The organism is Arthrobacter dokdonellae (genome assembly GCF_003268655.1).
Taxonomy (GTDB): Bacteria; Actinomycetota; Actinomycetes; order Actinomycetales; family Micrococcaceae; genus Specibacter; species Specibacter dokdonellae.
The window spans coordinates 95,458-115,568 of sequence record NZ_CP029642.1 but is presented as its reverse complement, the minus strand read 5'-3'; the positions used below and the strand labels follow the sequence as shown (position 1 = coordinate 115,568).

Annotated in this window: 20 protein-coding genes; 13 read left to right on the top strand and 7 right to left on the bottom strand. The window is 67.7% G+C overall.

Annotation, left to right across the window (positions count from 1 at the left end; all coding sequences use genetic code 11):
* Positions 1-19: 19 nt before the first annotated feature.
* From DMB86_RS00550 to DMB86_RS20450, 3 genes are all read left to right on the top strand, one after another.
* Positions 20-289, top strand: a complete 270-nt coding sequence (locus DMB86_RS00550; protein ID WP_193926260.1) for an ABC transporter permease family protein — start codon at positions 20-22, stop codon at positions 287-289.
* An 80-nt stretch (positions 290-369) separates the two neighbouring features.
* Positions 370-933, top strand: a complete 564-nt coding sequence (locus tag DMB86_RS00545) for a GNAT family N-acetyltransferase (RefSeq protein WP_113716092.1) — start codon at positions 370-372, stop codon at positions 931-933.
* A 396-nt stretch (positions 934-1,329) separates the two neighbouring features.
* Positions 1,330-1,506 carry a hypothetical protein gene (locus tag DMB86_RS20450; protein WP_171814320.1) on the top strand — a complete coding sequence of 59 codons (177 nt, stop codon included), beginning with the start codon at positions 1,330-1,332 and terminating at the stop codon, positions 1,504-1,506.
* A gap of 69 nt (positions 1,507-1,575) precedes the next feature.
* Here the strand turns inward: DMB86_RS20450 and DMB86_RS00540 are convergent, their stop codons facing one another.
* Positions 1,576-3,783, bottom strand: coding sequence for a S9 family peptidase (locus DMB86_RS00540; RefSeq protein WP_113716091.1), 2,208 nt, complete (start codon positions 3,781-3,783; stop codon positions 1,576-1,578).
* A gap of 229 nt (positions 3,784-4,012) precedes the next feature.
* On the opposite strand from DMB86_RS00540, the gene DMB86_RS00535 reads away from it, so the two are divergent.
* Genes DMB86_RS00535 through paaZ form a run of 4 tightly spaced genes read left to right on the top strand, consistent with a single transcriptional unit; the run spans position 4,013 to position 9,146 of the window.
* Positions 4,013-5,248 carry a thiolase family protein gene (locus tag DMB86_RS00535; RefSeq protein ID WP_113716090.1) on the top strand — a complete coding sequence of 412 codons (1,236 nt, stop codon included), beginning with the start codon at positions 4,013-4,015 and terminating at the stop codon, positions 5,246-5,248.
* Positions 5,248-6,072, top strand: coding sequence for an enoyl-CoA hydratase/isomerase family protein (locus DMB86_RS00530; protein WP_418202291.1), 825 nt, complete (start codon positions 5,248-5,250; stop codon positions 6,070-6,072). The genes DMB86_RS00535 and DMB86_RS00530 overlap by 1 nt, the downstream gene beginning before the upstream one ends.
* Complete coding sequence (locus DMB86_RS00525; RefSeq protein ID WP_113716089.1) at positions 6,069-6,959, top strand: 3-hydroxyacyl-CoA dehydrogenase family protein; 891 nt, start codon at positions 6,069-6,071, stop codon at positions 6,957-6,959. Before DMB86_RS00530 ends, DMB86_RS00525 begins: the two co-directional genes overlap by 4 nt.
* Positions 6,960-7,013: 54 nt before the next feature.
* The gene (paaZ, locus tag DMB86_RS00520; protein WP_113719230.1) at positions 7,014-9,146 is read left to right on the top strand and encodes a phenylacetic acid degradation bifunctional protein PaaZ; all 2,133 of its coding nucleotides are present in this window, start codon (positions 7,014-7,016) and stop codon (positions 9,144-9,146) included.
* Positions 9,147-9,287: 141 nt separating this feature from the next.
* Here paaZ and DMB86_RS00515 read toward each other — a convergent pair whose 3' ends face one another.
* From DMB86_RS00515 to paaI, 4 genes are read right to left on the bottom strand one after another with little or no spacing between them, the layout of a single operon-like run.
* Entirely contained in the window at positions 9,288-10,052 is a 765-nt protein-coding gene (locus tag DMB86_RS00515; protein ID WP_113716088.1) for a DUF427 domain-containing protein, read from the bottom strand.
* A 45-nt stretch (positions 10,053-10,097) separates the two neighbouring features.
* Complete coding sequence (locus DMB86_RS00510; RefSeq protein ID WP_113716087.1) at positions 10,098-10,718, bottom strand: TetR/AcrR family transcriptional regulator; 621 nt, start codon at positions 10,716-10,718, stop codon at positions 10,098-10,100.
* A gap of 48 nt (positions 10,719-10,766) precedes the next feature.
* Positions 10,767-12,083, bottom strand: coding sequence for a phenylacetate--CoA ligase PaaK (gene paaK / locus DMB86_RS00505; protein ID WP_113716086.1), 1,317 nt, complete (start codon positions 12,081-12,083; stop codon positions 10,767-10,769).
* A 14-nt stretch (positions 12,084-12,097) separates the two neighbouring features.
* The gene (paaI, locus tag DMB86_RS00500; protein ID WP_113716085.1) at positions 12,098-12,535 is read right to left on the bottom strand and encodes a hydroxyphenylacetyl-CoA thioesterase PaaI; all 438 of its coding nucleotides are present in this window, start codon (positions 12,533-12,535) and stop codon (positions 12,098-12,100) included.
* A gap of 214 nt (positions 12,536-12,749) precedes the next feature.
* On the opposite strand from paaI, the gene paaA reads away from it, so the two are divergent.
* The 6 genes from paaA (at position 12,750) to DMB86_RS00470 (ending at position 17,532) form a co-directional block, all read left to right on the top strand.
* A complete protein-coding gene (gene paaA, locus DMB86_RS00495; RefSeq protein WP_227878790.1) occupies positions 12,750-13,718 on the top strand; it encodes a 1,2-phenylacetyl-CoA epoxidase subunit PaaA in 969 nt (322 codons plus the stop codon).
* A 2-nt stretch (positions 13,719-13,720) separates the two neighbouring features.
* On the top strand, positions 13,721-14,089 hold the full coding sequence (gene paaB, locus DMB86_RS00490) for a 1,2-phenylacetyl-CoA epoxidase subunit PaaB (RefSeq protein WP_113716083.1): 369 nt from the start codon (positions 13,721-13,723) through the stop codon (positions 14,087-14,089).
* A complete protein-coding gene (gene paaC, locus DMB86_RS00485; protein WP_113716082.1) occupies positions 14,086-14,943 on the top strand; it encodes a 1,2-phenylacetyl-CoA epoxidase subunit PaaC in 858 nt (285 codons plus the stop codon). Before paaB ends, paaC begins: the two co-directional genes overlap by 4 nt.
* Positions 14,944-14,948: 5 nt before the next feature.
* Positions 14,949-15,467, top strand: a complete 519-nt coding sequence (gene paaD, locus DMB86_RS00480) for a 1,2-phenylacetyl-CoA epoxidase subunit PaaD (RefSeq protein WP_113719229.1) — start codon at positions 14,949-14,951, stop codon at positions 15,465-15,467.
* Positions 15,467-16,666, top strand: a complete 1,200-nt coding sequence (gene paaE / locus DMB86_RS00475) for a 1,2-phenylacetyl-CoA epoxidase subunit PaaE (RefSeq protein WP_113716081.1) — start codon at positions 15,467-15,469, stop codon at positions 16,664-16,666. The genes paaD and paaE overlap by 1 nt, the downstream gene beginning before the upstream one ends.
* A gap of 83 nt (positions 16,667-16,749) precedes the next feature.
* Positions 16,750-17,532: an enoyl-CoA hydratase/isomerase family protein gene (locus DMB86_RS00470; protein WP_113716080.1), complete on the top strand. Its 783-nt coding sequence runs from the start codon at positions 16,750-16,752 to the stop codon at positions 17,530-17,532.
* A 62-nt stretch (positions 17,533-17,594) separates the two neighbouring features.
* Here the strand turns inward: DMB86_RS00470 and DMB86_RS00465 are convergent, their stop codons facing one another.
* Positions 17,595-18,368, bottom strand: coding sequence for an isocitrate lyase/PEP mutase family protein (locus DMB86_RS00465; RefSeq protein WP_113716079.1), 774 nt, complete (start codon positions 18,366-18,368; stop codon positions 17,595-17,597).
* Between the two features lie 48 nt (positions 18,369-18,416).
* On the bottom strand, positions 18,417-20,093 hold the full coding sequence (locus tag DMB86_RS00460; RefSeq protein ID WP_113716078.1) for an APC family permease: 1,677 nt from the start codon (positions 20,091-20,093) through the stop codon (positions 18,417-18,419).
* Positions 20,094-20,111 lie beyond the last annotated feature (18 nt).

Genomic DNA, 20,111 nt, shown 5'->3' with positions numbered 1-20,111 from the left:
ACATCTGACCACGCGGTTTGTGGCCATCATCGTCCTGGCCGGCCTGGTCATGCTGCCCGGGGACGTTTACGAGGCGCTACATCCTCAACTCATGGCGCTGTCCATCAACAGCTCCAACGATTTCCGCACCATCCCCGTCGGCATCGCCCTGTTCGGTTCGCCCCACATCACGCCGTACGGGACGCTCTTTGCCGCGAGCACGGTGGTCGTGCTGCCGATCGCCATCCTGGTGCTGGTGTTCCGCAAGTCCGTGCTCTCCGCGCTGACATCCGGGGCGGTCAAGGGGTAGGCTCCGGTGCGAAGCTGAGCCGGCTTCGGCCAGGGCGGCGGGGAGTGTCCGTCAGGTGGCCACGGTATTAGGGTTTAGCCATGGTTGAAATTCCCTACCCACTGACCACCGAGCGGCTCGTGCTCCGCCGGTTCACCGCGGATGACTTGGCCCCCTACTACGCCTACCAGCGGCTGCCTGAGACCACCCGGTACCTGCTGAGCGGGCCTCGCAGCTACGTGCAGTGCATGGCGAGGATTGCCAAGTACGTTGACGATCCCTTTGCCGGCCCCGGCGACTGGGCCACGTTCGCGGTGGAGCGGGCTGGGCGCCCCGGGCTGGTCGGGGAACTGGCGCTGAAGTGGAGCCCGGGCGGCCAGTCGGAGAACGGAAACGGTTCGGAGCGTGTCGGCGAAATCGGCTGGACCCTGGCTCCAGAGGCGCAGGGATACGGCTATGCCACCGAGGCGGCGCAGGCTGTCCTTCACCTTGCCATCGACGAACTGGGTTTTCACCGCGTGGAGGCGCGGCTGGATGCGCGCAACAGCGCCTCGGCGGCCATTTGCGAACGCCTCGGCATGCGCCGCGAAGGCGTGCTGCGGGACAACATGTACCTCAAGGGCGAGTGGACGTCGGAGGCCATCTACGCCGTGCTGCGTGAGTGAATTAGCTGGTAACGGGACGCGCTAGGATTGGCGCCACGACAGTTCAGCCCATGTCGCGGAACTAGAAGCCATCATGACGCGGATACTTTCCTATCGAGCCGGGTGGTCCGACACGCGGCATTACACGATTTGATACGACCAGCGTTGATCGGGCCACCTTCTGGCCAACGCTATGCCGCGGCGGGGCAGAGCGCGGCAAGGACCGCGGGGATGCCGGTGCGAGGGAGGCCGCCAGAACCACCCACTGCAAGCGCTGTGAGCAGACTCACGCGCAATCCGCCGACATCAGCTTGAGACGCCGCCGCCGGGCCGGGCATGATGAAAAGAACGGGTTGACCCGTTCCCGCTCTCGCAACGACGCGACGGCGATGGTTGAAATGATGAATGAGGCACCGAATGACGACGTTCGAATCCACTGACTCCGTAACGCTGAAAATCTGGGACCGGTCCGCCATGGACCACACTCTGGACGCAGCTGTCCACGACCTTTCCACCCGGGCCAACGCCCCCAAGCACAGCATTGCGGTCACCTGCAGCGGGCCCAACACGTTTACGGTCAGCCTGAACCGCTAAGCCGCCGGGCGGGCTCGACCACCGGTGGTCGAGCCCGCCGCGGTCCGGTATCTGCGACCGGCCGCCCTCCTACCGCAGGGTGGTCGCGCCAATCGCGTCGGCCAGGAATGCGTAGTCCCAGGCGCGGGTCTTCCAGCCCTCGTACCGGCCCGAGGCGCCGCCATGGCCGCCGTCCATCTCAATCTTGAGCACCACCGGCTCGGTGCCGGTGGACACTGCCCGCAGCTCCTGCACCCACTTGGCCGGTTCCACGTACAGCACCCGGGTGTCGTTGAAGCTCGTGACGGCGGCGATCTTTGGGTAGGCCACGGCCCGCACGTTTTCATACGGTGTGTAGTCCTTCATATACCTGTAAACCTCGGGGTCGGTGATGGGGTTGCCCCATTCCTCCCACTCCAGTGCGGACAGTGGCAGCTCCGGGTCCAGGATGGTGGTCAGCGCGTCCACGAACGGCACCTGCGCCACAATGGCCGCGTACTTTTCCGGCGCCAGGTTGGCCACGGCTCCCATCAGCAGCCCGCCGGCCGAACCGCCCATCGCGCCGATCCGCGCCGGGTCCACCCAGCCGGACTGCGCCAGCCAGTCCGTGGCCGCCACAAAGTCGCTGAACGTGTTCTTCTTGTGCAGCTTCTTGCCGTCCTCGTACCAGTGGCGGCCCATTTCGCCGCCGCCGCGCACGTGGGCAATGACAAACACCACGCCGCGGTCCAAGAGCGAGAGCCGCGGCACGCCAAAGCCGGGGTCCATGCTGACCTCGTACGAGCCGTAGCCGTACACCACGCCCGCGTTGGACCCGTCCCGGACCAGGTCCGCGCGGCGCAGCACGGACAGCGGCACCCGGGTGCCGTCGTCGGCCGTGGCCCATTCGCGCGTCGCCACGTAGTCCTCGGATCGGTAGCCGCCCAGCACCGGCGTCTCCTTGCGCAGCAGCAGTTCGCCGCCGGCGTCCCCCTCTGGAAGCACGTAGTCGTAGACGCGCGGCGGCGTGAAGTCCGAGGTATAGACCAGGCGGATCACGGGTGAGTCAAACTCGCTCCCACCCATCGAGGCCGTGTACAGCTCCTCGTCAAAGGCCGGTTCGACGCCGGATGCCTGACCCGCGGTGCCCAGGCCTGCCAGCGGGGTCGCCTGGATGCGCTCGATGGTGTCCTTGCGCAGCGAAACGACCATGTGGGTGGCGGTGACGGTGGCGCCGTTGATGCGCACGGTGTCGTCGTGGGCGATCACGGTGGACCAGTGCTGTTCGGCCAGCGGCTTGGTGAACTCCGCTGCATCGACCAGCGAAACCATGGAGTTGGCGGCGTCGCGGTCATGGGTCAAGAGGATCTTTTCGACGCCTTCCCACAGGAACGGTTCGGCGTCGTACAGGATGTGCGCGCCGCGCGGGATGAGCGTCTGCAGGCCTATTTCGGGGGCGTCGAAGTCCAGCAGGCGGGTCTCGCTGAACTCCGAGCAGCCGATGCTGACCACCAGGTGCCGGCGGTCGGCGGAGAGCCCGAACCCCGTCCACATGGCGACGTCGTCCTCCTGATACAGGACCTGGTCTTCGGCGACCGGCGTGCCCAGGACGTGCGTCTTCACCTGGTGGGGGCGCCAGGAGTCGTCGGCCACCATGTAGTACAGGGTGCCGCCGTCGGGGGAAAAGGCCAGGCCGTAAAACGCCTTCTCGATGGTGTCCGGCAGCAGTTCGCCCGTGCGCAGGTCCTTGATCCGGACGGTGAACAGCTCGTCGCCGGCGAAGTCCGCGGCGTACGCGTAGAGGTTGCCGTCGCGGGTGACGGCGGCGCCGCCCAGGGAGAAGAATGGCTTGCCGTCGGCCTCGGCGTTGCCGTCCAGCAGGATTTGTTCACCGGGCACGTCCACGCCCGGCTCCACCACGGGGGGAGTCCAGTCTTCAACGTTGCTGCCGTCGCCTTCCGCGCGGACCCGGCACTGGATGGAGTAGGCGCTGCCCTCCACCATGCGGGCGTAGTACCACCAGCCGTCCTTGCGGCTGGGCACGGACAGGTCGGTCTCCTGCGTGCGGTTCTTGATCTCGTTGAAGATGTCCGTGCGGAGCTGTTCCTGGCCGGCGGTCACGGCGTCCGTGTACGCCTGCTCCTTGTTGAGGTGCGCCACGACGTCCGGATTTTCCTTCTCGCGCAGCCATTCGTAGTTGTCCGTGAAGGTGTCTCCGTGGTGCGTGCGCGCCACGGGGACCCTTTTGGCCACGGGCGGCACGGCCGGGGCGGCGGTTTCGGGTGCGGACGGGGCGGCTGCGGCGTGGGGGGCGGTCATGGATCCACTGTAGCCACCCCGGACTGTGTTGCAGATATTGGACGGATTTCGGCGAATATGACCCGTTTTCGTCCCGTTTTCGTCCAAGAGCTGCAACACAGTCGAGGGACGCGGTTGACCGTGCGCCCCATCACATGGAATATTTATAGAACGAACGGTCGGTAAATTGCGGCCGGGTCCCTGGCGTAAGCACTTGCCACGCCGCACAGTACGTTCGAAGGATACTTTCATGGCCACAGCAGCACCGCAGGCTTTTCTGGTGGGCGGCGTCCGGACCCCGGTGGGGCGCTACGGCGGGGCGCTGTCCAGTGTCCGGCCCGACGACCTCGCCGCGCTGACCATCAAGGAACTGGTCGCCAGGACCGGGATCGACCCGGCGGACGTGGATGAGGTCATCTTCGGCAACGCCAATGGCGCCGGCGAGGAAAACCGCAACGTGGCGCGCATGGCGTGGCTGCTGGCCGGCTTCCCCGACACCGTCCCCGGCATCACCGTCAACCGGCTGTGCGCCTCCGGCATGAGCGCCATCACCATGGCCGGCCACATGGTCATGGCAGGAGCCGCGGACATCGTGGTGGCCGGCGGCGTGGAATCCATGTCCCGCGCGCCGTGGGTCATGGCCAAGCCGGAGAAGGCGTTCGCCAAGCCCGGCGCCACCTTCGACACCTCCATCGGCTGGCGCTTCACGAACCCCAATTTCCTCTCCGGCGAACTCTCCCGCGACGGCAAGATGACGTTCTCCATGCCGGAGACCGCGGAGGAAGTGGCCCGCGTGTACGGCACCTCCCGCGAGGACTGCGACGCGTTCGCCGTCCGTTCCCACGAGCGGGCGCTTAAAGCCATCGCCGGCGGCCGCTTCACGGAGGAAATCGTCCCGGTCACCGTCCACGGCCGCAAGGGCAGCACCGTCGTCGACACCGACGAGGGCCCCCGGCCCGGCACCACCGCCGAGGTGCTGGCCGGCCTGCGCCCCGTCGTAAAGGGCGGGTCCGTGGTCACCGCGGGCAACGCGTCGAGCCTGAACGACGGTGCGTCCGCCATCATCGTCGCCTCCGAACGCGCCATCCAAAAGTACGGACTGACCCCGCGCGGGCGCATTCTGGACGGCGCCTCCGCCGGCGTGGCCCCGGAAATCATGGGCATGGGCCCGGTCGCCGCCAGCCGGAAGGTCCTGGAACGGCAGGGCATCGGCGTCGGCCAGCTCGGCGCCGTCGAACTTAACGAGGCGTTCGCCTCGCAGTCCCTGGCCTGCATGCGCGAGCTTGGCCTGGACGCCGGCACCGTGAACAACGACGGCGGCGCGATCGCCCTGGGCCACCCGCTGGGCTCCTCCGGCTCACGCATCGTGATCACACTGCTGGGACGCCTGGAACGCGAGTCCGGAACCGGCAGCGGCCGGCTGGGCCTGGCCACCATGTGTGTCGGCGTGGGCCAGGGCGCGGCACTGCTGGTGGAGGGCCTGTGATGGCTGATCCGCTGATGTCCGGGTCCCTGGCGGACGACGCCGGACACCGCCTGGATCCCGCGTCCTTCGCCACGCTGCTGGTCACCGAGGCGGAGGACCGCGTGGCCGTCCAGCTCAACCGGCCCGCCGTGCGCAACGCCATCGACGCGCAGATGGTGGACGAGCTGCATGCCGTCTGCACTTACTTGGAGCAGGTGCCCAAGGTGCTCATCCTCTCCGGAATTCCGGGCGACGAGGCCGCCGGGGCCAAGGGGATCTTCGCCTCCGGCGCCGACATCGCCCAGCTGCGCGAACGCCGCCGCGGCGACGCCCTCGCCGGCATCAACTCCGGCTTGTTTGACCGCATTGCCAGGCTGCCCATGCCCGTGATCGCGGCCCTGGACGGGTACGCGCTCGGCGGCGGGGCCGAGCTGGCCTACGCCGCGGACTTCCGCATCGGCACCCGCGCACTGCGCATGGGCCAGCCGGAAACGTCGCTGGGGATCATGGCGGCCGCCGGCGCCACGTGGCGGCTGAAGGAGCTGGTGGGCGAGCCCGTGGCAAAGCAGATGCTGCTGGCCGGGCGCATCCTCACCGGCGAGGGGTGCCTGGCCGTGGGACTCATCACCGAACTGGTCGAGTCCGCGGAACTGATGGCGGCGGCCCATGCCCTGGCGGAGCGGATCGGCCTGCAGGACCCGCTTGCGGTGCAGGCCACCAAGCGCGTGTTCCACGCACCGCGGGAATCCCATCCGGAGGTCGACAACCGGGAACAGGCGGAACTGTTTGAATCGCCCGCCAAGTTTGAACGCATGCAGGCATTCTTGGACAGGAGGAAAAAATGACAACCACCCCCGACGCTCCCGCAGATGCGGGTGCCTTTTCGCCAACCCTCCCGCAGTTCGTGGGCGTCCTGGGCGGCGGCCGCATGGGCGCAGGCATCGCGCACGCCTTCCTCATGGCCGGTTGCGAGGTGCTGGTGGTGGAGCGCGACGACGAGGCTGCCGCCGGTGCCCGTGCCCGGGTGGAAAGCGCGGTCGCCAAGTCCGTCGAACGCGGGCTGGCCGGCAGCCCGGACGGCTTCCTGGCGCGGCTGGACGTGTCCACCGACTACGCCGGTTTTGCCCGGTGCGGACTCGTGGTGGAGGCCGTGCCGGAAATCTGGGACCTGAAGGTTGCCTCGCTGCAGGGCGTGGAAAGGCACCTAGGACCCGGCGCATTTCTGGCGTCCAACACGTCCTCGCTGTCCATGACGGGGCTGGCCGCGGAACTGGCCCGGCCACAGAACTTCATCGGCCTGCACTTTTTCAACCCCGTCCCGGCGTCCACGCTGATCGAGGTGGTCATAGCCAAACAGACCGGCCCGGAACTGGCGGCCACGGCGCAGGCCTGGGTGGCGGCGCTGGGCAAGACCGCCGTCGTCGTCAACGACGCACCCGGCTTCGCCTCCTCCAGGCTGGGCGTGATGCTGGCGCTGGAGGCCATGCGCATGGTCGAGGAGGGCGTGGCCAGTGCCGAGGACATCGATGCGGCCATGGTGCTCGGCTACAAGCACCCCACCGGGCCGCTGCGCACCACGGACATCGTGGGCCTGGACGTTCGCCTCGGCATTGCCGAATACCTCGCGGAGACACTGGGGGAGCGCTTCGCCCCGCCGCAGATCCTGCGTGACAAAGTGGCCCGCGGCGAGCTGGGACGCAAGTCCGGGCACGGATTTTTTGACTGGAACTAATGCTTTCCCGGGCTGACAGGCCCGCCGAGACAACACTGAAAGGACGTGCCGGCCATGGCCACAGCAACGTCAATTGAAACGGTTCCGAGCTACGTCCGGGACGCCTGGTGGACCCCCGCCAGCGACGCCCGGGCCACCGACGCGCGCGATGCCAGCACGGGGGAGGTCCTCGCCCGGGTCTCCGCCGACGGACTCGACCTGGCGGCCGCCGTCGACCACGGCAGGACGGTCGGGCAGGCCGAATTGGGCCGGCTGACCATCCACGAGCGTGCCCTTAAACTGCGCGAACTGGCGCAGTACCTTAACGGGCGCCGCGAGGAGCTGTACGCGGTTTCCGCCCAAACGGGTGCCACGAAAATCGACTCCATGGTGGACATCGACGGCGGAATCGGCGTGCTGTTCACGTTTTCCTCCAAGGGCCGGCGTGAACTTCCCAACGCCAACGTCATTGTGGACGGGCCGGTGGAGGTGCTTTCCAAGGACGGGTCGTTCATCGGCGAGCACATCTATACCCGCATCCCGGGTGTGGCCGTGCAGATCAATGCGTTCAACTTCCCCGTGTGGGGCATGCTGGAAAAGTTCGCCCCCGCCTTCATCGCCGGCGTACCCACCATCGTCAAGCCCGCCACCCCCGGCGGCTATTTGGCCGCGGCCGCCGTGCGGGCCATCGTCGAGTCCGGGATCCTGCCCGCCGGTTCGCTGCAGCTGATTTCCGGCTCCGCGCGGGACCTGGTGGACCAGCTTGACTACCGCGACATGGTCTCCTTCACCGGCTCCGCCAGCACGGCGAACCTGCTGAGGAACCACCCGAACGTGGCCCACGGCGGCGTCCGCTTCACCTCCGAAACCGACTCGCTCAACGCCGCCATCCTCGGGCCGGACGCCGGCCCCGGCACGCCGGAATTCGACGCGTTCATCAAGTCGGTGGTCACCGAAATGACGGTCAAGGCGGGCCAAAAATGCACATCCATCCGCCGGGCCATCGTCCCCAACGCTGTGCGCCAGGCCGTCATTGACGCCATCGGCGCCCGCATCACGGAGCGCGTGGTGGTCGGGGACCCCCGCGCGGAGGGTGTCACGATGGGAGCCCTGGCCTCGCTGGAGCAGCTGGCCGACGTCCGTTCCGCCGTCGAAACCATGCTCGCGGCCGGCGGCGAGCTCGCCTTCGGCTCCCTGGACGCACCCCGGGTGACCCGCGCGGACGGGGCCGTTGACTCGGCCGCCGACGGCGCGTTCATGTCCCCGGTGCTGCTGAGCTGGGACGACGCCGAGGCTCCCGCCGTGCACGCCTTGGAGGCCTTTGGCCCCGTCGCCAGCGTGCTTGGCTATGACACGCACGACGGCGGCGACGTCTCCGAGGCCGTCAGGCTCGCCGCGTTGGGGGCGGGGTCCCTCGTCGCCACCGTCTGCACCAACGATCCCGACGTCGCCCGGCAGCTGGTGACCGGCATTGCCGCCCACCACGGCCGCGTGCTGATCCTCAACCGCGAGGATGCCCGCACCTCCACCGGCCACGGCTCGCCCGTGCCGCACCTGGTGCACGGCGGACCCGGGCGTGCCGGCGGCGGCGAGGAACTGGGCGGCATCCGCTCGGTCAAGCACCACATGCAGCGCACCGCCATCCAGGGTTCTCCGAACATGCTCACGGCGGTCACCGGCGTGTGGCATTCGGGCGCGGACCGGGTGGCCGCCGGGGACCCCGAGTTTGGCGGCATGGCAGGCGCCGTGCACCCGTTCCGGAAGTCGCTGGCCGAGCTGCGCATCGGCGACGCGTTTGCCTCCGGGCTGCGTCAGGTCACGCTGGAGGACATCACGGCGTTTGCCAACTCCACCGGAGACACCTTCTACGCCCACACCGACGCCGCGGCCGCCGAAAAGAACCCGTTCTTCCCCGGCATCGTGGCCCACGGCTACCTTCTGGTCTCGTGGGCGGCCGGGCTGTTCGTGGAGGCCGCCCCGGGCCCCGTCCTGGCCAACTACGGACTGGAATCCCTGCGCTTCATCACGCCTGTCGCGGCCGGGGACTCCATCCGTGTGACACTGACGGCCAAAAAGATCACACCGCGCGTCACCGACGAATACGGCGAGGTCTGCTGGGACGCGATCCTGCACAACCAAAACGGCGACATCGTGGCCACCTACGACGTCCTCACCCTCGTGGAGAAAGAGGACACGCTGTACCGGTAGGGACGCGGACGGCGCGCAGCGACGGTGGGGGCTGGCGGCGTGGTGGGCGCCACCGCGGACACACCGACGGAGTCGTGTGTGGCGCGGTGCGGGCACCAGCCCCCACCTCGCGAGGGCGCCCGTCCGGGACCATCCGGCCGGCTACAGCTCCTTGACGTCCACCAGGTTGTCGTAGAAGCAGACGTAGCGGGCGATTTCCGCAGCGGGCGCCAGCGGCTCCTGGTAGCTCCAGGCCACGTCCTCCCCGGAACCGCCGGCCAGCCGCCAATAACTGGCGGCACCCTTGTAGGGGCACAACGTCATGGAATCAGTGGGAATCAGCTGGTCCCAGTTGACGTCCGATTCGGGCAGGTACGTCCGCTCGGCCATGCCCGTTTCAAACACCATCAGCGGGGCCGTGGATTCGGCCAGGACCATGCCGCCGCTGGACGCCAGGACGTGCCGGGCGCTGTGACGGATGTCCACCCGGTGGAAGGGGTCGCGCGGATGAGACTGGACGGGGTCGGACTCCTCCAGCCAGCTGAAAGCGCCCGGATCGAACGCGACATAGCCGGCCAGGTCCGGGTCGCCAAGCTCAAACGCTGCTCCGGCCGCGCTTTGCCCGCCGGCCGAAACGTCCAGCGGCTTGCCTTCGGAGCTGTGCCGGCGGAACGGGATGCCGGGGTGCAGCAACGCGGGCGAATCTTGGCCGGGCGTCACGGGGGTGGCCGGACTCAGGACGCCAACGACGTCGTTCGCCGGCACCGCGTAGCACGGCACCACCCGCCGGGGTTCCCACAGGACCACGGCGCTGCGGGAATCAAGGACGGGCTGGTCCCCGAGCAGGGCGCGGATGCGCTTGGTGGTGGGTTCGTAGCGGAGGTCGCGTGAGAGGGCCCGCAGGGTTTCGGAAATTTTGGTGGCCATGCCTAAATCGTGCGCCTGACGCGGGCCGCAGTCAACGGCGCCGGACTACTTGTGCAGGCCCTGGAAAGAGATGGCCAGGACGTCGTCGGCCAGCTTTTCGGCGGACAGCGCGCCGCCGGGCCGGTACCATTCCACGATCGAGTTGATGGTGCCAAAGAGGAGCCGCGTGACGGTGCCCGGTGCGATGTCGGTCCGCAGCGATCCGTCGCGCTGGGCATCGGACACCAGACCCGTGATGGTGCGGTCAAACACGCGGCGGCGGGCCAGGGCGTCGCGTTCCATCTCCGTGTTGCCGCGCAGGCGCAGCAGCAGCGTGACGAAAGGCAGCCGGGACACCAGCACCTCGATCGTGCCGCGGAGCACAAACTCAAGGCGGGCATCCGGGGCGCCGGTGGTGGCGCCGTCGAGCTGCAGGACGCCCTCCAGGCCGCCCAAGGCCTCCTCCAGTGCCAGCCGCAGCAGGTCCTCCTTTGAGGGGACATGGTGGTAGATGGCGGACTTGGAAATGCCCAGGTGCTCGGCCAGGAGTCCCATGGACGTGGCGTCGTAGCCGTGCTTGTTGAACACGTCCACGGCGATCCGCAGCACGGACTGCTGGTCGTAGCCGGGCCGGCCCCGCTTGGACGAGGCGGGGGCCGTGACGCTGGCGGCGGCGGTGTTGGGCATGGTTCCTAGTTTCTCACGGAGATTTCGACAGGGGCCACGGCCGCCCGGTCAGCGCCGGGGGCGGTTGTCGTAGATCCGGCGCAGCTTGCCGTTGGAGCGTTCCAGTGAGCCCGGCTCCACGACGTCGATGGTGCATGAGGATCCGACATGGATCTTGATCTGGGATTTCAACGCCAGGGCTGCGGCACTGCGTTCCTCCGCTGTGGTGTTTTCGCGGGGCTCGATGTGGATGGTCATCTCATCCATGCGGCCGCTGCGGGTCAGTTCCAGCTGGAAGTGCGGGCTGAGCGCCGGGATGCGCAGCGCTATTTCCTCGATCTGGGAAGGGAACATGTTCACGCCGCGCAGGATGATCATGTCGTCGCTGCGGCCGCTGATCCGTGCCATCCGGCGCATCGACGGGCGGGCGGTTCCCGGCAGCAGGCTGGACAGGTCCTTGGTGCGGTACCGGATGATCGGCAGGGCCTCCTTGGTGAGCGTCGTGAACACCAGCTCGCCCTTGTGGCCGTCGGGCAGCACCGTGGTGTGGTCAAACGGGTCGATGATCTCCGGACGGAAGTGGTCCTCCCAGATGTGGTTGCCGTCCTTGGTTTCCACGGATTCGCCGGCGACGCCGGGACCCATGACTTCCGAGAGCCCGTAAATGTCGCACGCCTGCAGGTCCATGCCCTCCTCCAGCTCGTGGCGCATTTCCTCCGTCCACGGCTCGGCGCCGCAGACGGCAAACTTCAGGGAGGTGGCGCGCGGGTCGATGCCGCGGTGGAGCATGGCGTCCATGATGGTCAGCAGGTACGTGGGCGTGCACATGATCGCGTCCGGCTTGAAGTCCTGGATCAGCTGGATCTGCTTTTCGGTCTGGCCGCCGGACATGGGTATCACGGTGGTCCCCAGCGCCTCGGCGCCGTAGTGGGCGCCGAGGCCGCCGGTGAACAGGCCGTAGCCGTAGGCGACGTGCACTTTCATGCCCGGCCGGACGCCGGAGGCGCGCATGGAGCGGGCCACCAGGGACGCCCAGACGTCGAGGTCGTTTTGCGTGTAGCCGACCACGGTGGGCCGGCCGGTGGTGCCGGAGCTGGCATGGATGCGCACCACTTCGTTCTGCGGCACGGCGAACATGCCGAACGGGTACTCCTGGCGCAGGTCTTCCTTGGTGGTGTACGGGAACTTGGCAAGGTCGGAAAGTTCCTGCAGGTCCCGCGGATGCACGCCGGCTTCGTCAAACTTGCGCTTGTACAGCGGCACGCGGTCATAGGCGTACGCCACTGTGGCCTGAAGCCGGGAGAGCTGCAGGGCTTCCAGCTCGTCGCGGCTCATGAGCTCCGCCGAGTCCAGCGCGGAAGGGTCCGTCTTGGTGGTTCCGGTCATCGTGGAAGGACCTTTCAGTTCGTGTGTCTGTTGGGGATGGTTCGGCTGCGGCCGCGGAACTCGGCCACGACGGTGGCGGTGCCGCCGTCGTCGGCCATGACCTGGACGTCGTACAGTCCGCTGCGGCCCTGCTGCTGGCGGCGGTTGGCGACGGCCGTGATCCGCTGACCCGCGCGGGTGGGTGACAGGAAGTTGACGTCGACGCCGGACGCCACCGTTACGAAGTCAGTGTCACCCTGCACGGGATTGCAGGCCAAGGCGAAGGCGGAATCGGCGAAGGCGAAGATCATGCCGCCGTGCGTGATGCCGAAGCCGTTCATCATCTCCGGTCGCAGCGTCATCGCGATGGTTGCATGGCCGTCCTCCAGCCCGAGCACTTCAATGCCCAGCCATTCGGACGCGTAGTCGTTGGACAGCATGGGGTGCTGTGGCCCGGCCCCGCTGGACGCCATGTGTTGCCCCTCACTTTTTCTTACCGAATGTTCATTAGGTAATACCCTTCCGACCCCTTCTGTCAATCCGGCGCACGCGGATTGACGAGGCGCCCGTCACATTATATTCTGAACGAACGGTCGGTAAATAATGTCGGCACCACAGCGAGGAGTTGTCATGGCACGGAACGTGCAGCCGGCGGGCCAGCCCGCCCCCCAGAACCCAGCGGACGCCATGTCCCCGGAAGATGCCGCGGGCCAGGAAAACTTTGACCGCGTCATCGCCAAGGACTCCCGCGTGGAGCCCAAGGACTGGATGCCGGAGGCCTACCGCCGTTCCCTGGTGCGCCAGATTTCCCAGCACGCGCATTCGGAGATCATCGGCATGCAGCCGGAGGCCAACTGGATCACCCGCGCGCCCAGCCTCAAACGCAAATCCATCCTCATGGCAAAGGTCCAGGACGAGGCCGGCCACGGCCTCTACCTGTACTCGGCCGCCGAGACGCTGGGCACCACGCGCGACGACATGATGGATGCGCTGGTGGCCGGCAAGGCCCGCTATTCCTCCATCTTCAACTACCCCACGGTCACCTGGGCGGACATGGGAGCCATCGGCTGGATGGTGGACGGCGCCGCCATCTGCAACCAGGTGCCGCTGTGCCGCGCCTCCTACGGCCCCTACGGACGGGCGATGGTGCGCGTCTGCAAGGAAGAGTCGTTCCACCAGCGCCAAGGGTTCGAGATCCTGCTGGAGCTGGCCAACGGCACGCCCGGGCAGCGCGCGATGGCGCAGGACGCCGTCAACCGCTGGTACGCACCGTCCCTGATGATGTTCGGGCCGCCGGATGACGATTCGCCCAACTCCAAGCAGTCAATGGCCTGGAACATCAAGCGTTTCAGCAATGACGAGCTCCGGTCCCGCTTCGTCGGCATGCTGGCCGAGCAGGTCAAGGTGCTGGGGCTGACCCTGCCGGACGACGAGATCCGCTTCAACGAGGACACCAAAAAGTGGGAACACGGCTCGCTGGACTGGGATGAATTCAAGGAAGTTTTGGCCGGCCGCGGCCCCTGCAATGCCCAGCGCCTGGAGCGCCGCCGCTCCGCCCACGACGACGGAGCCTGGGTCCGCGAGGCGGCCGCCGCCTATGCGGCAAAGCAAGCAGGCCAGCAGGCCGCCACGAACGAACAGAAAGCAGCAGCCTAGACATGAGTGACGCCAGTTCACCCGAAAGCACGGCAGCCCCTGAGGGCGCCGCAGAACCCACAAGCACGACGCCGGCCCCCGCCGGAGGTGCCCACCGCTGGCCCCTGTGGGAGGTCTTTGTCCGCTCCAGCCGCGGCCTCAGCCACGTCCACGCCGGATCCCTGCACGCGCCGGACGCCTCCATGGCGCTGCGCAATGCCCGCGATCTGTACACGCGCCGGAACGAGGGCGTGTCCATCTGGGTGGTCCCCTCCGACGCCATTGCCGCCTCGGACCCCGACTCCAAGGGTGCCTTCTTCGAGTCGCCCCAGGGCAAGGACTACCGCCACGCCACGTACTACACGAAGAGCGAAGGGGTGAAACACCTGTGAACGACCACTCCGGCAACCTGGGCGATTCCGCCGCGTCCGCCACCCGCATCACCCCCGGTTTTGCGCTGCGGCCCGAGGACATTGCGCTGGCCGCCGAACAAGGCACGGCCAAGCCCAGCGGGGACGTGGCCGAATACGCGCTGCGCCTCGGCGACGACGCCCTGATCCTGGCCCAGCGTCTGGGGCACTGGATCTCACGCGCACCCGAGCTCGAGGAGGACGTGGCCCTGGGCAACATCGCCCTGGACCAGCTGGGCCACGCCCGCTCCTTCCTCACGTACGCCGGCGCCGCCTGGGGCAAGACCGAGGACGACCTCGCCTACTTTCGCCGTGAACCGGAGTTCCGCTCCGCCCACCTCTTTGAGCAGCCGAACGGCGACTTTGCCGCCACCATTGCCCGGCAGTTCATCGTGGCCAACTACCAGTTCCCGCTGTACCGCGAACTGACAAAATCCTCCGACCCGATGCTGGCAGCCATCGCCGCCAAGGCCGTCAAGGAAGTGGACTACCACCTGGACCACAGCACCCAGTGGGTCCTGCGCCTGGCCGGCGGCACCGAGGAATCCCGGCGCCGCCTGGAAGCAGGCATGAAGCTCATGTGGCCGTTTGTCGGCGAGCTCTTTGAGGACGATGCGCTCACCGCACGGCTGGGCACGGCCGGCGTTGTGCCGTCCAGCCTGAAGGATGAATTTGACCGCTCCACCGGCGCCGTCCTTGCCGAGGCGGAACTGGACGTGTCCGGGCACCCGATGGCCACGGGCGGGGGCCGGCAGGGCCGCCACTCCGAACACCTGGGGCTTGTTCTGGCGGAGATGCAGGTGCTGGCGCGCGAATTCCCCGGGGCGAGCTGGTGACCGCCATGGACGTTCGCGAAAGGACGGCGCAGCAGCAGGCGTGGGACATCGCCGCGCGCGTGTGCGATCCCGAAATCCCCGTGCTCACCATCGCGGACCTGGGCATCCTGCGCAGGGTCGAGGTGTACGGTGCCCGGTCCCCGGCGCCCGCCGTCCGGGTCACCATCACGCCCACCTACTCCGGCTGCCCCGCCATGGACGCCATCCGGGACGACGTCCTGGCCGAGTTCGCCAAGGAAGGGTACGCGGCGGAGGTGGCCATGGTGCTGTCGCCGGCCTGGACCACGGACTGGATGAGCGCGGAAGGCCGCGCCAAGCTGGAGGAGTACGGGATCGCCCCGCCCAGCGGGCACTCGGACGCCGGGGGCCACAGCGGACCGATCCGGCTTGCCCTGCAGGTGAAATGCCCGCAATGCAGCTCGCTCCATACCAAGGAACTCACCCGCTTCGGCTCCACATCCTGCAAGGCGCTCTACGTCTGCCAGGACTGCAAGGAACCGTTCGACTACTTCAAGGTGCTCTAATGACAGTTCCCGCAGACGCCGCCGCACGGCGCCGGGCCTCGTTCCACCCGCTCACCGTCAAGGCGGTCCGCCGGCTCACGGAGGATGCCATCGAGGTCACCTTCGAGGTGCCGCCCGAACTCGCCGGCCACTACGACTACCTGCCCGGCCAATACGTGGCGCTGCGCATGCAGCTGCCCGGAGCCGACGGCGTGGCCCGCGAGGTCCGCCGCAGCTACTCCATCTGCGCCGTGCCGGTGCAGTTCGAGGACGGCAGCTCCGAGATCCGGGTCGCCATCAAGCAGGACATCGGCGGGGAATTCTCGACCTGGGCCAACAAGGAACTGGCCGCCGGCGCCGTCATGGATGTCATGAGCCCCATGGGCGCCTTCATCTCCAAGCACGCCGGCGGCGCCGGCGTGTCCAACGTCCTCAACAGCATGAACCACCCCGAGGACATGGCGCGCGACGCCGGAACCTACGTGGCCATCGCCGCCGGCTCCGGCATTACGCCGGTCATGGCGCTGGCCAAGTCGCTGCTGGCCGGAAACCCCGGAACCCGCTTCGACCTGGTGTACGCCAACAAGGCCACCATGGATGTGATGTTCCTGGAGGAGCTGGCGGACCTGAAGGACAGGTACCCGCAACGCTTTGCCCTGCACCACGTGTTGTCCCGCGAACAACGCATCGCCCCCCTGATGAGCGGGCGCCTGGACGCGGACAAGCTCGAGTCCCTGCTCGGCACCGCCATCCACGCCGACGACGTCGACGAATGGTTCCTCTGCGGCCCCTTCGAACTGGTGCAGCTGTGCCGGGACGTGCTCGAGGCCCGCGGCGTTCCCCGCGACAGCGTCCGCTTTGAACTGTTCACCACCGGCCGCCCGGACCGCCCGGAGGGACAGGCGGGCCGGCCCGTCCTCGTGGACACATCCGCGGAAACATACAAGATCACGTTCACCCTTGACGGCCTGACCGCGGACATCCTCAGCCCCACCCACGCGCGCGAATCGATCCTCAACGCCGCCCTGCGCGTGCGCCCAGACGTGCCGTTCGCCTGCGCCGGCGGCGTCTGCGGCACCTGCCGGGCGAAGCTGGTGAGCGGCACGGTGGAGATGGAGGAAAACTACGCGCTCGAGCCCGACGAGATTGACAACGGCTACGTCCTCACCTGCCAGTCCCGCCCCACCACCGCCGAGGTCACGGTTGACTACGACGGCTGACCGGGTGCTCCCCGTGGCCGCGCAGTGAGCTCAGCGAACGCGTCGAGGCCCAGACCCCAATCCACGCACCTTGAGGAATCCCCATGATTGAGCTTTCCATTGCCGACGGCGTTGCCGAGATCGTTCTCAATGCCCCGGAGAAGTTGAACTCGCTCACCGAGGCGGGCTTGGGGGAGCTGGGGGCCGCGTACGACGACGCCGCTGCCGCCGTCTCGGCGGGCACCGTCCGCGCGCTGCTCCTCCGGGGTGAGGGACGGGCGTTTTGTGCAGGCCGTGACATCGCCGGGGTGGACGGCGCCACCGATGACGTCAGCGGCTACCTGGACGGACTGCTGGCCCCGCTCATGAAGACGATGAGCGACTTTCCGGCACCCACGTTCGCCGCCGCGCAGGGCGCGTGCCTGGGTGTGGGGCTGGGCCTGCTGGTTGCCACCGACGTGGTGTACGTTGCCGACAACGCCAAGATCGGCTCGCCGTTTGCCAACCTCGGCGCCACTTTGGATTCGGGCGGCCACTGGCTGTTCACCGAGCGCCTGGGCACGCACCGGACGCTGGACCTGATCTACACGGCGGAGTTGATCAGCGGCACCGAGGCCGTCGCCTCCGGACTGTTCAGCCGGGCCAGGCCGGCGGAGGAACTGCTCGACTTCACCCGCGCCGCGGCGGCCAAGGCGGCCAACGGGCCCACCCAGGCGTTCAACGCCAGCAAGACCCTTGTGGCACAGATCCGGGACCGCCGGCTGGGGCTCTGGGACGCCGTCGTGCTTGAAAACGCGGCGCAGGCCGGGCTGTCCGCCACGGCCGACTACGCGGAGGGCTTTGCCGCGTTCACCGCCAAGCGAAAGCCCGGCTTCACCGGCAGGTAGCCCCGGCGGCCCTGCAGGGGGCCCTGCGAACGGGTCGGGACCGGGCCCGACCACCGCGGCCGTCAGTTCAGCGGGCGGGTGCCTTCCGGCAGCGCGCCGTCGTTCATGAGGGCGGTGGCGGCGTCGGCGATGGCCGTCAGGGCCACGCGCTGGATCCACGGGCCGTAGGAAATCCGGGCCACGCCCAGCTCCTGCAGCTTGGACGGGCTGAGGGAACCGGGCACGTTGATGACGCTGACCTGGCCGCGGCCAATCCCGCCCACGAGGGCCTTGACAGTGGGCTCGTCGAGCTTGCCCGGCACAAAGATGCAGGTGGCGCCCACGTCCAGGTACGCGCGGCCGCGTTCGACGGCGGCCTCCAGCACTTCCCGCGGGTCGCGGTCGGCGCCGCGCAGGAACGCGTCGGTGCGGGCGTTGAGGACAAAGTCGATCCCCTCGGCTGCCCCCGCGTCCGCGGCCCGCTTCATCTGTGCGACGGCCTGCGGCAGGGGGCGCATCTGGTCCTCGATGTTGGCACCGACAATGCCGACGCCGACCGCCTTGCGGATGGTTTCGCCGGGGTTGCCGTAGCCGGCCTCTAGATCGGCGGTGACGGGCAGGTCCGTGGCCGCAGCGATGCGCCCGATGGCCTCGATCATGGTGGCGAGGGGAATGTGCTCGCCGTCCTCGTAGCCGTAGGACGCGGCAATGGAGTGGCTGGCGGTGGCCAGGGCCTTGGTGCCGGGCAGCGCGGAAATGACCTTCGTGCTGATAACATCCCACACGTTGGCCAGCTGGAGAATTTCCGGTGCCCGGTGGAGGCGGAGAAGCTCGGTTGCCTTACTTGCTGTGCTCATGGAACGAGCCTAGCCCTCATTGTCCAGGGCGTCAGGAGGGCTGGGGGATCAGGACGACTGTGGGATGATTTCCTCGGCCTCGACCACTGCAGAGTGGACCACCTGGTTGATCTCGTCGCTGGTCAGTGACACGTGCACGGCCCAGTAGTAGATGATGGCGCTGAACACAGCCGTGGCGACAATGTCCCAGTAGAGGGGGAACCAGGGGTGTGCCAGCGGGCCGAAGTCGCTGAGGTAGACGATCAGGCCCATGCCCACCAGATAGACCGGCAGCCATTGGGCGGCCTTCCAGTCCATCTGCGGCTTGAGTGGATTCAGCTTGAAAACCCGGTTGCCGACGAGGATGAGGTAGCCGATGAGGATGGCGATGCCGAGCTTCCAGTCGGTGCCCCAGCCCGTCCACATGATCAGCAGGTTCGCGACGACGAACGCCAGGGGCGACATGACGGTGGCGCCGGGGAGGCGGTAGGGGCGTTCTTCATCGGGCAGCTGGCGCCGGAAGACGCCCAGGGCCAGGGGTGCCCCCGCATACATCAGGACGCTGGCGCTGGTGATCAGGCCAACAATCGACTGCCAGGTCGGGAACGGCAGGAAGCAGATGCAGCCCATGACAAATGCGGCGATCAGGCCAACCCACGGGACACCCGCCTTGTTGGTCTTTTCAAAAACCACGGGCACATAGCCATTGCGGCTCAGCCCGTAGGAAACACGGGACGACGCCGTCACGTAGATCAGTGCGGTGCCCCCCGGGGAGATGAGGGCGTCAAGGTAGAGGATCGACGCCAGCCAGCCGAAGCCCACCAGTGTGGCGATGTCCGCGAACGGCCCGGTCATGGCCGTGTACAGGCCGTTCTTCCACGTGGTGCCAATCTGGGAGGCGGGCAGGGCCACCAGAAACGCAAACTGCACCAGCAGGTAGATAAAGACGCCAATGACGGTGGAACCGATGACTGCCCGTGGAATGTCCCGTTTCGGGTTCTTGCTTTCCCCGGCCAGCTGGTCCGCCTGCTCGAATCCCAGCAGGGCAAAGACAATGCCGCCGGTGGACACGGCGGACAGGATGCCCTTGACTCCGTCCGGGTCAAAGCCGCTGGCCGCGGTGAAGTTGCCGGGATGGAAGTTGAAGACAGCGAGCATGAAGATGGTCAGCAGCGGCACGCCCACCTTCCACCACGTGGCGGCGCTGTTGACGTTGGCGAGCTTCCGGATGCTCAGGAAGTTGATGGCCGTGACGAAGGCCATCAGCAGGATGGCGACTGTCAGGCCGCTGCCCGTCAGCGTGGGCTGCGGGCCTGCAGCCGTCTGCTTGATGACCAGCCAGGACTTGGCGAAAGAGTAATGGCCGGCGTAGTTGATGATCGCCTGGACCTCAATGGGCGCCACCGTGGCGGCCTGCAGCCACGAGAACCAGCCAAACGATGCGCCCACGGCGCCGCCGAAGGCGTAGTGCGGAAAGCGCGCCGTGCCGCCGGACACCGGGTACATGCCGCCCAGCTCGGCGTGGGGCAGCGCCAGAATCAAAATGCAAACGCCGCCGATCACCCAGGAAATGATGGCGGCCGGCCCCGCAATCTGCAGTGCGTCCTTGGCCCCGAAAAGCCATCCGGATCCAATGATGGAGCCGGTGGAGGCCCAAAGCAGTCCGATGAACCCGATCTCGCGTTTAAGGCCGGCACTGCCGGGACTGGAGCCAACAGGCGGAACAGGTGTCTTCGAAGTGGCCATGACGTGCTCCCGTCCTCA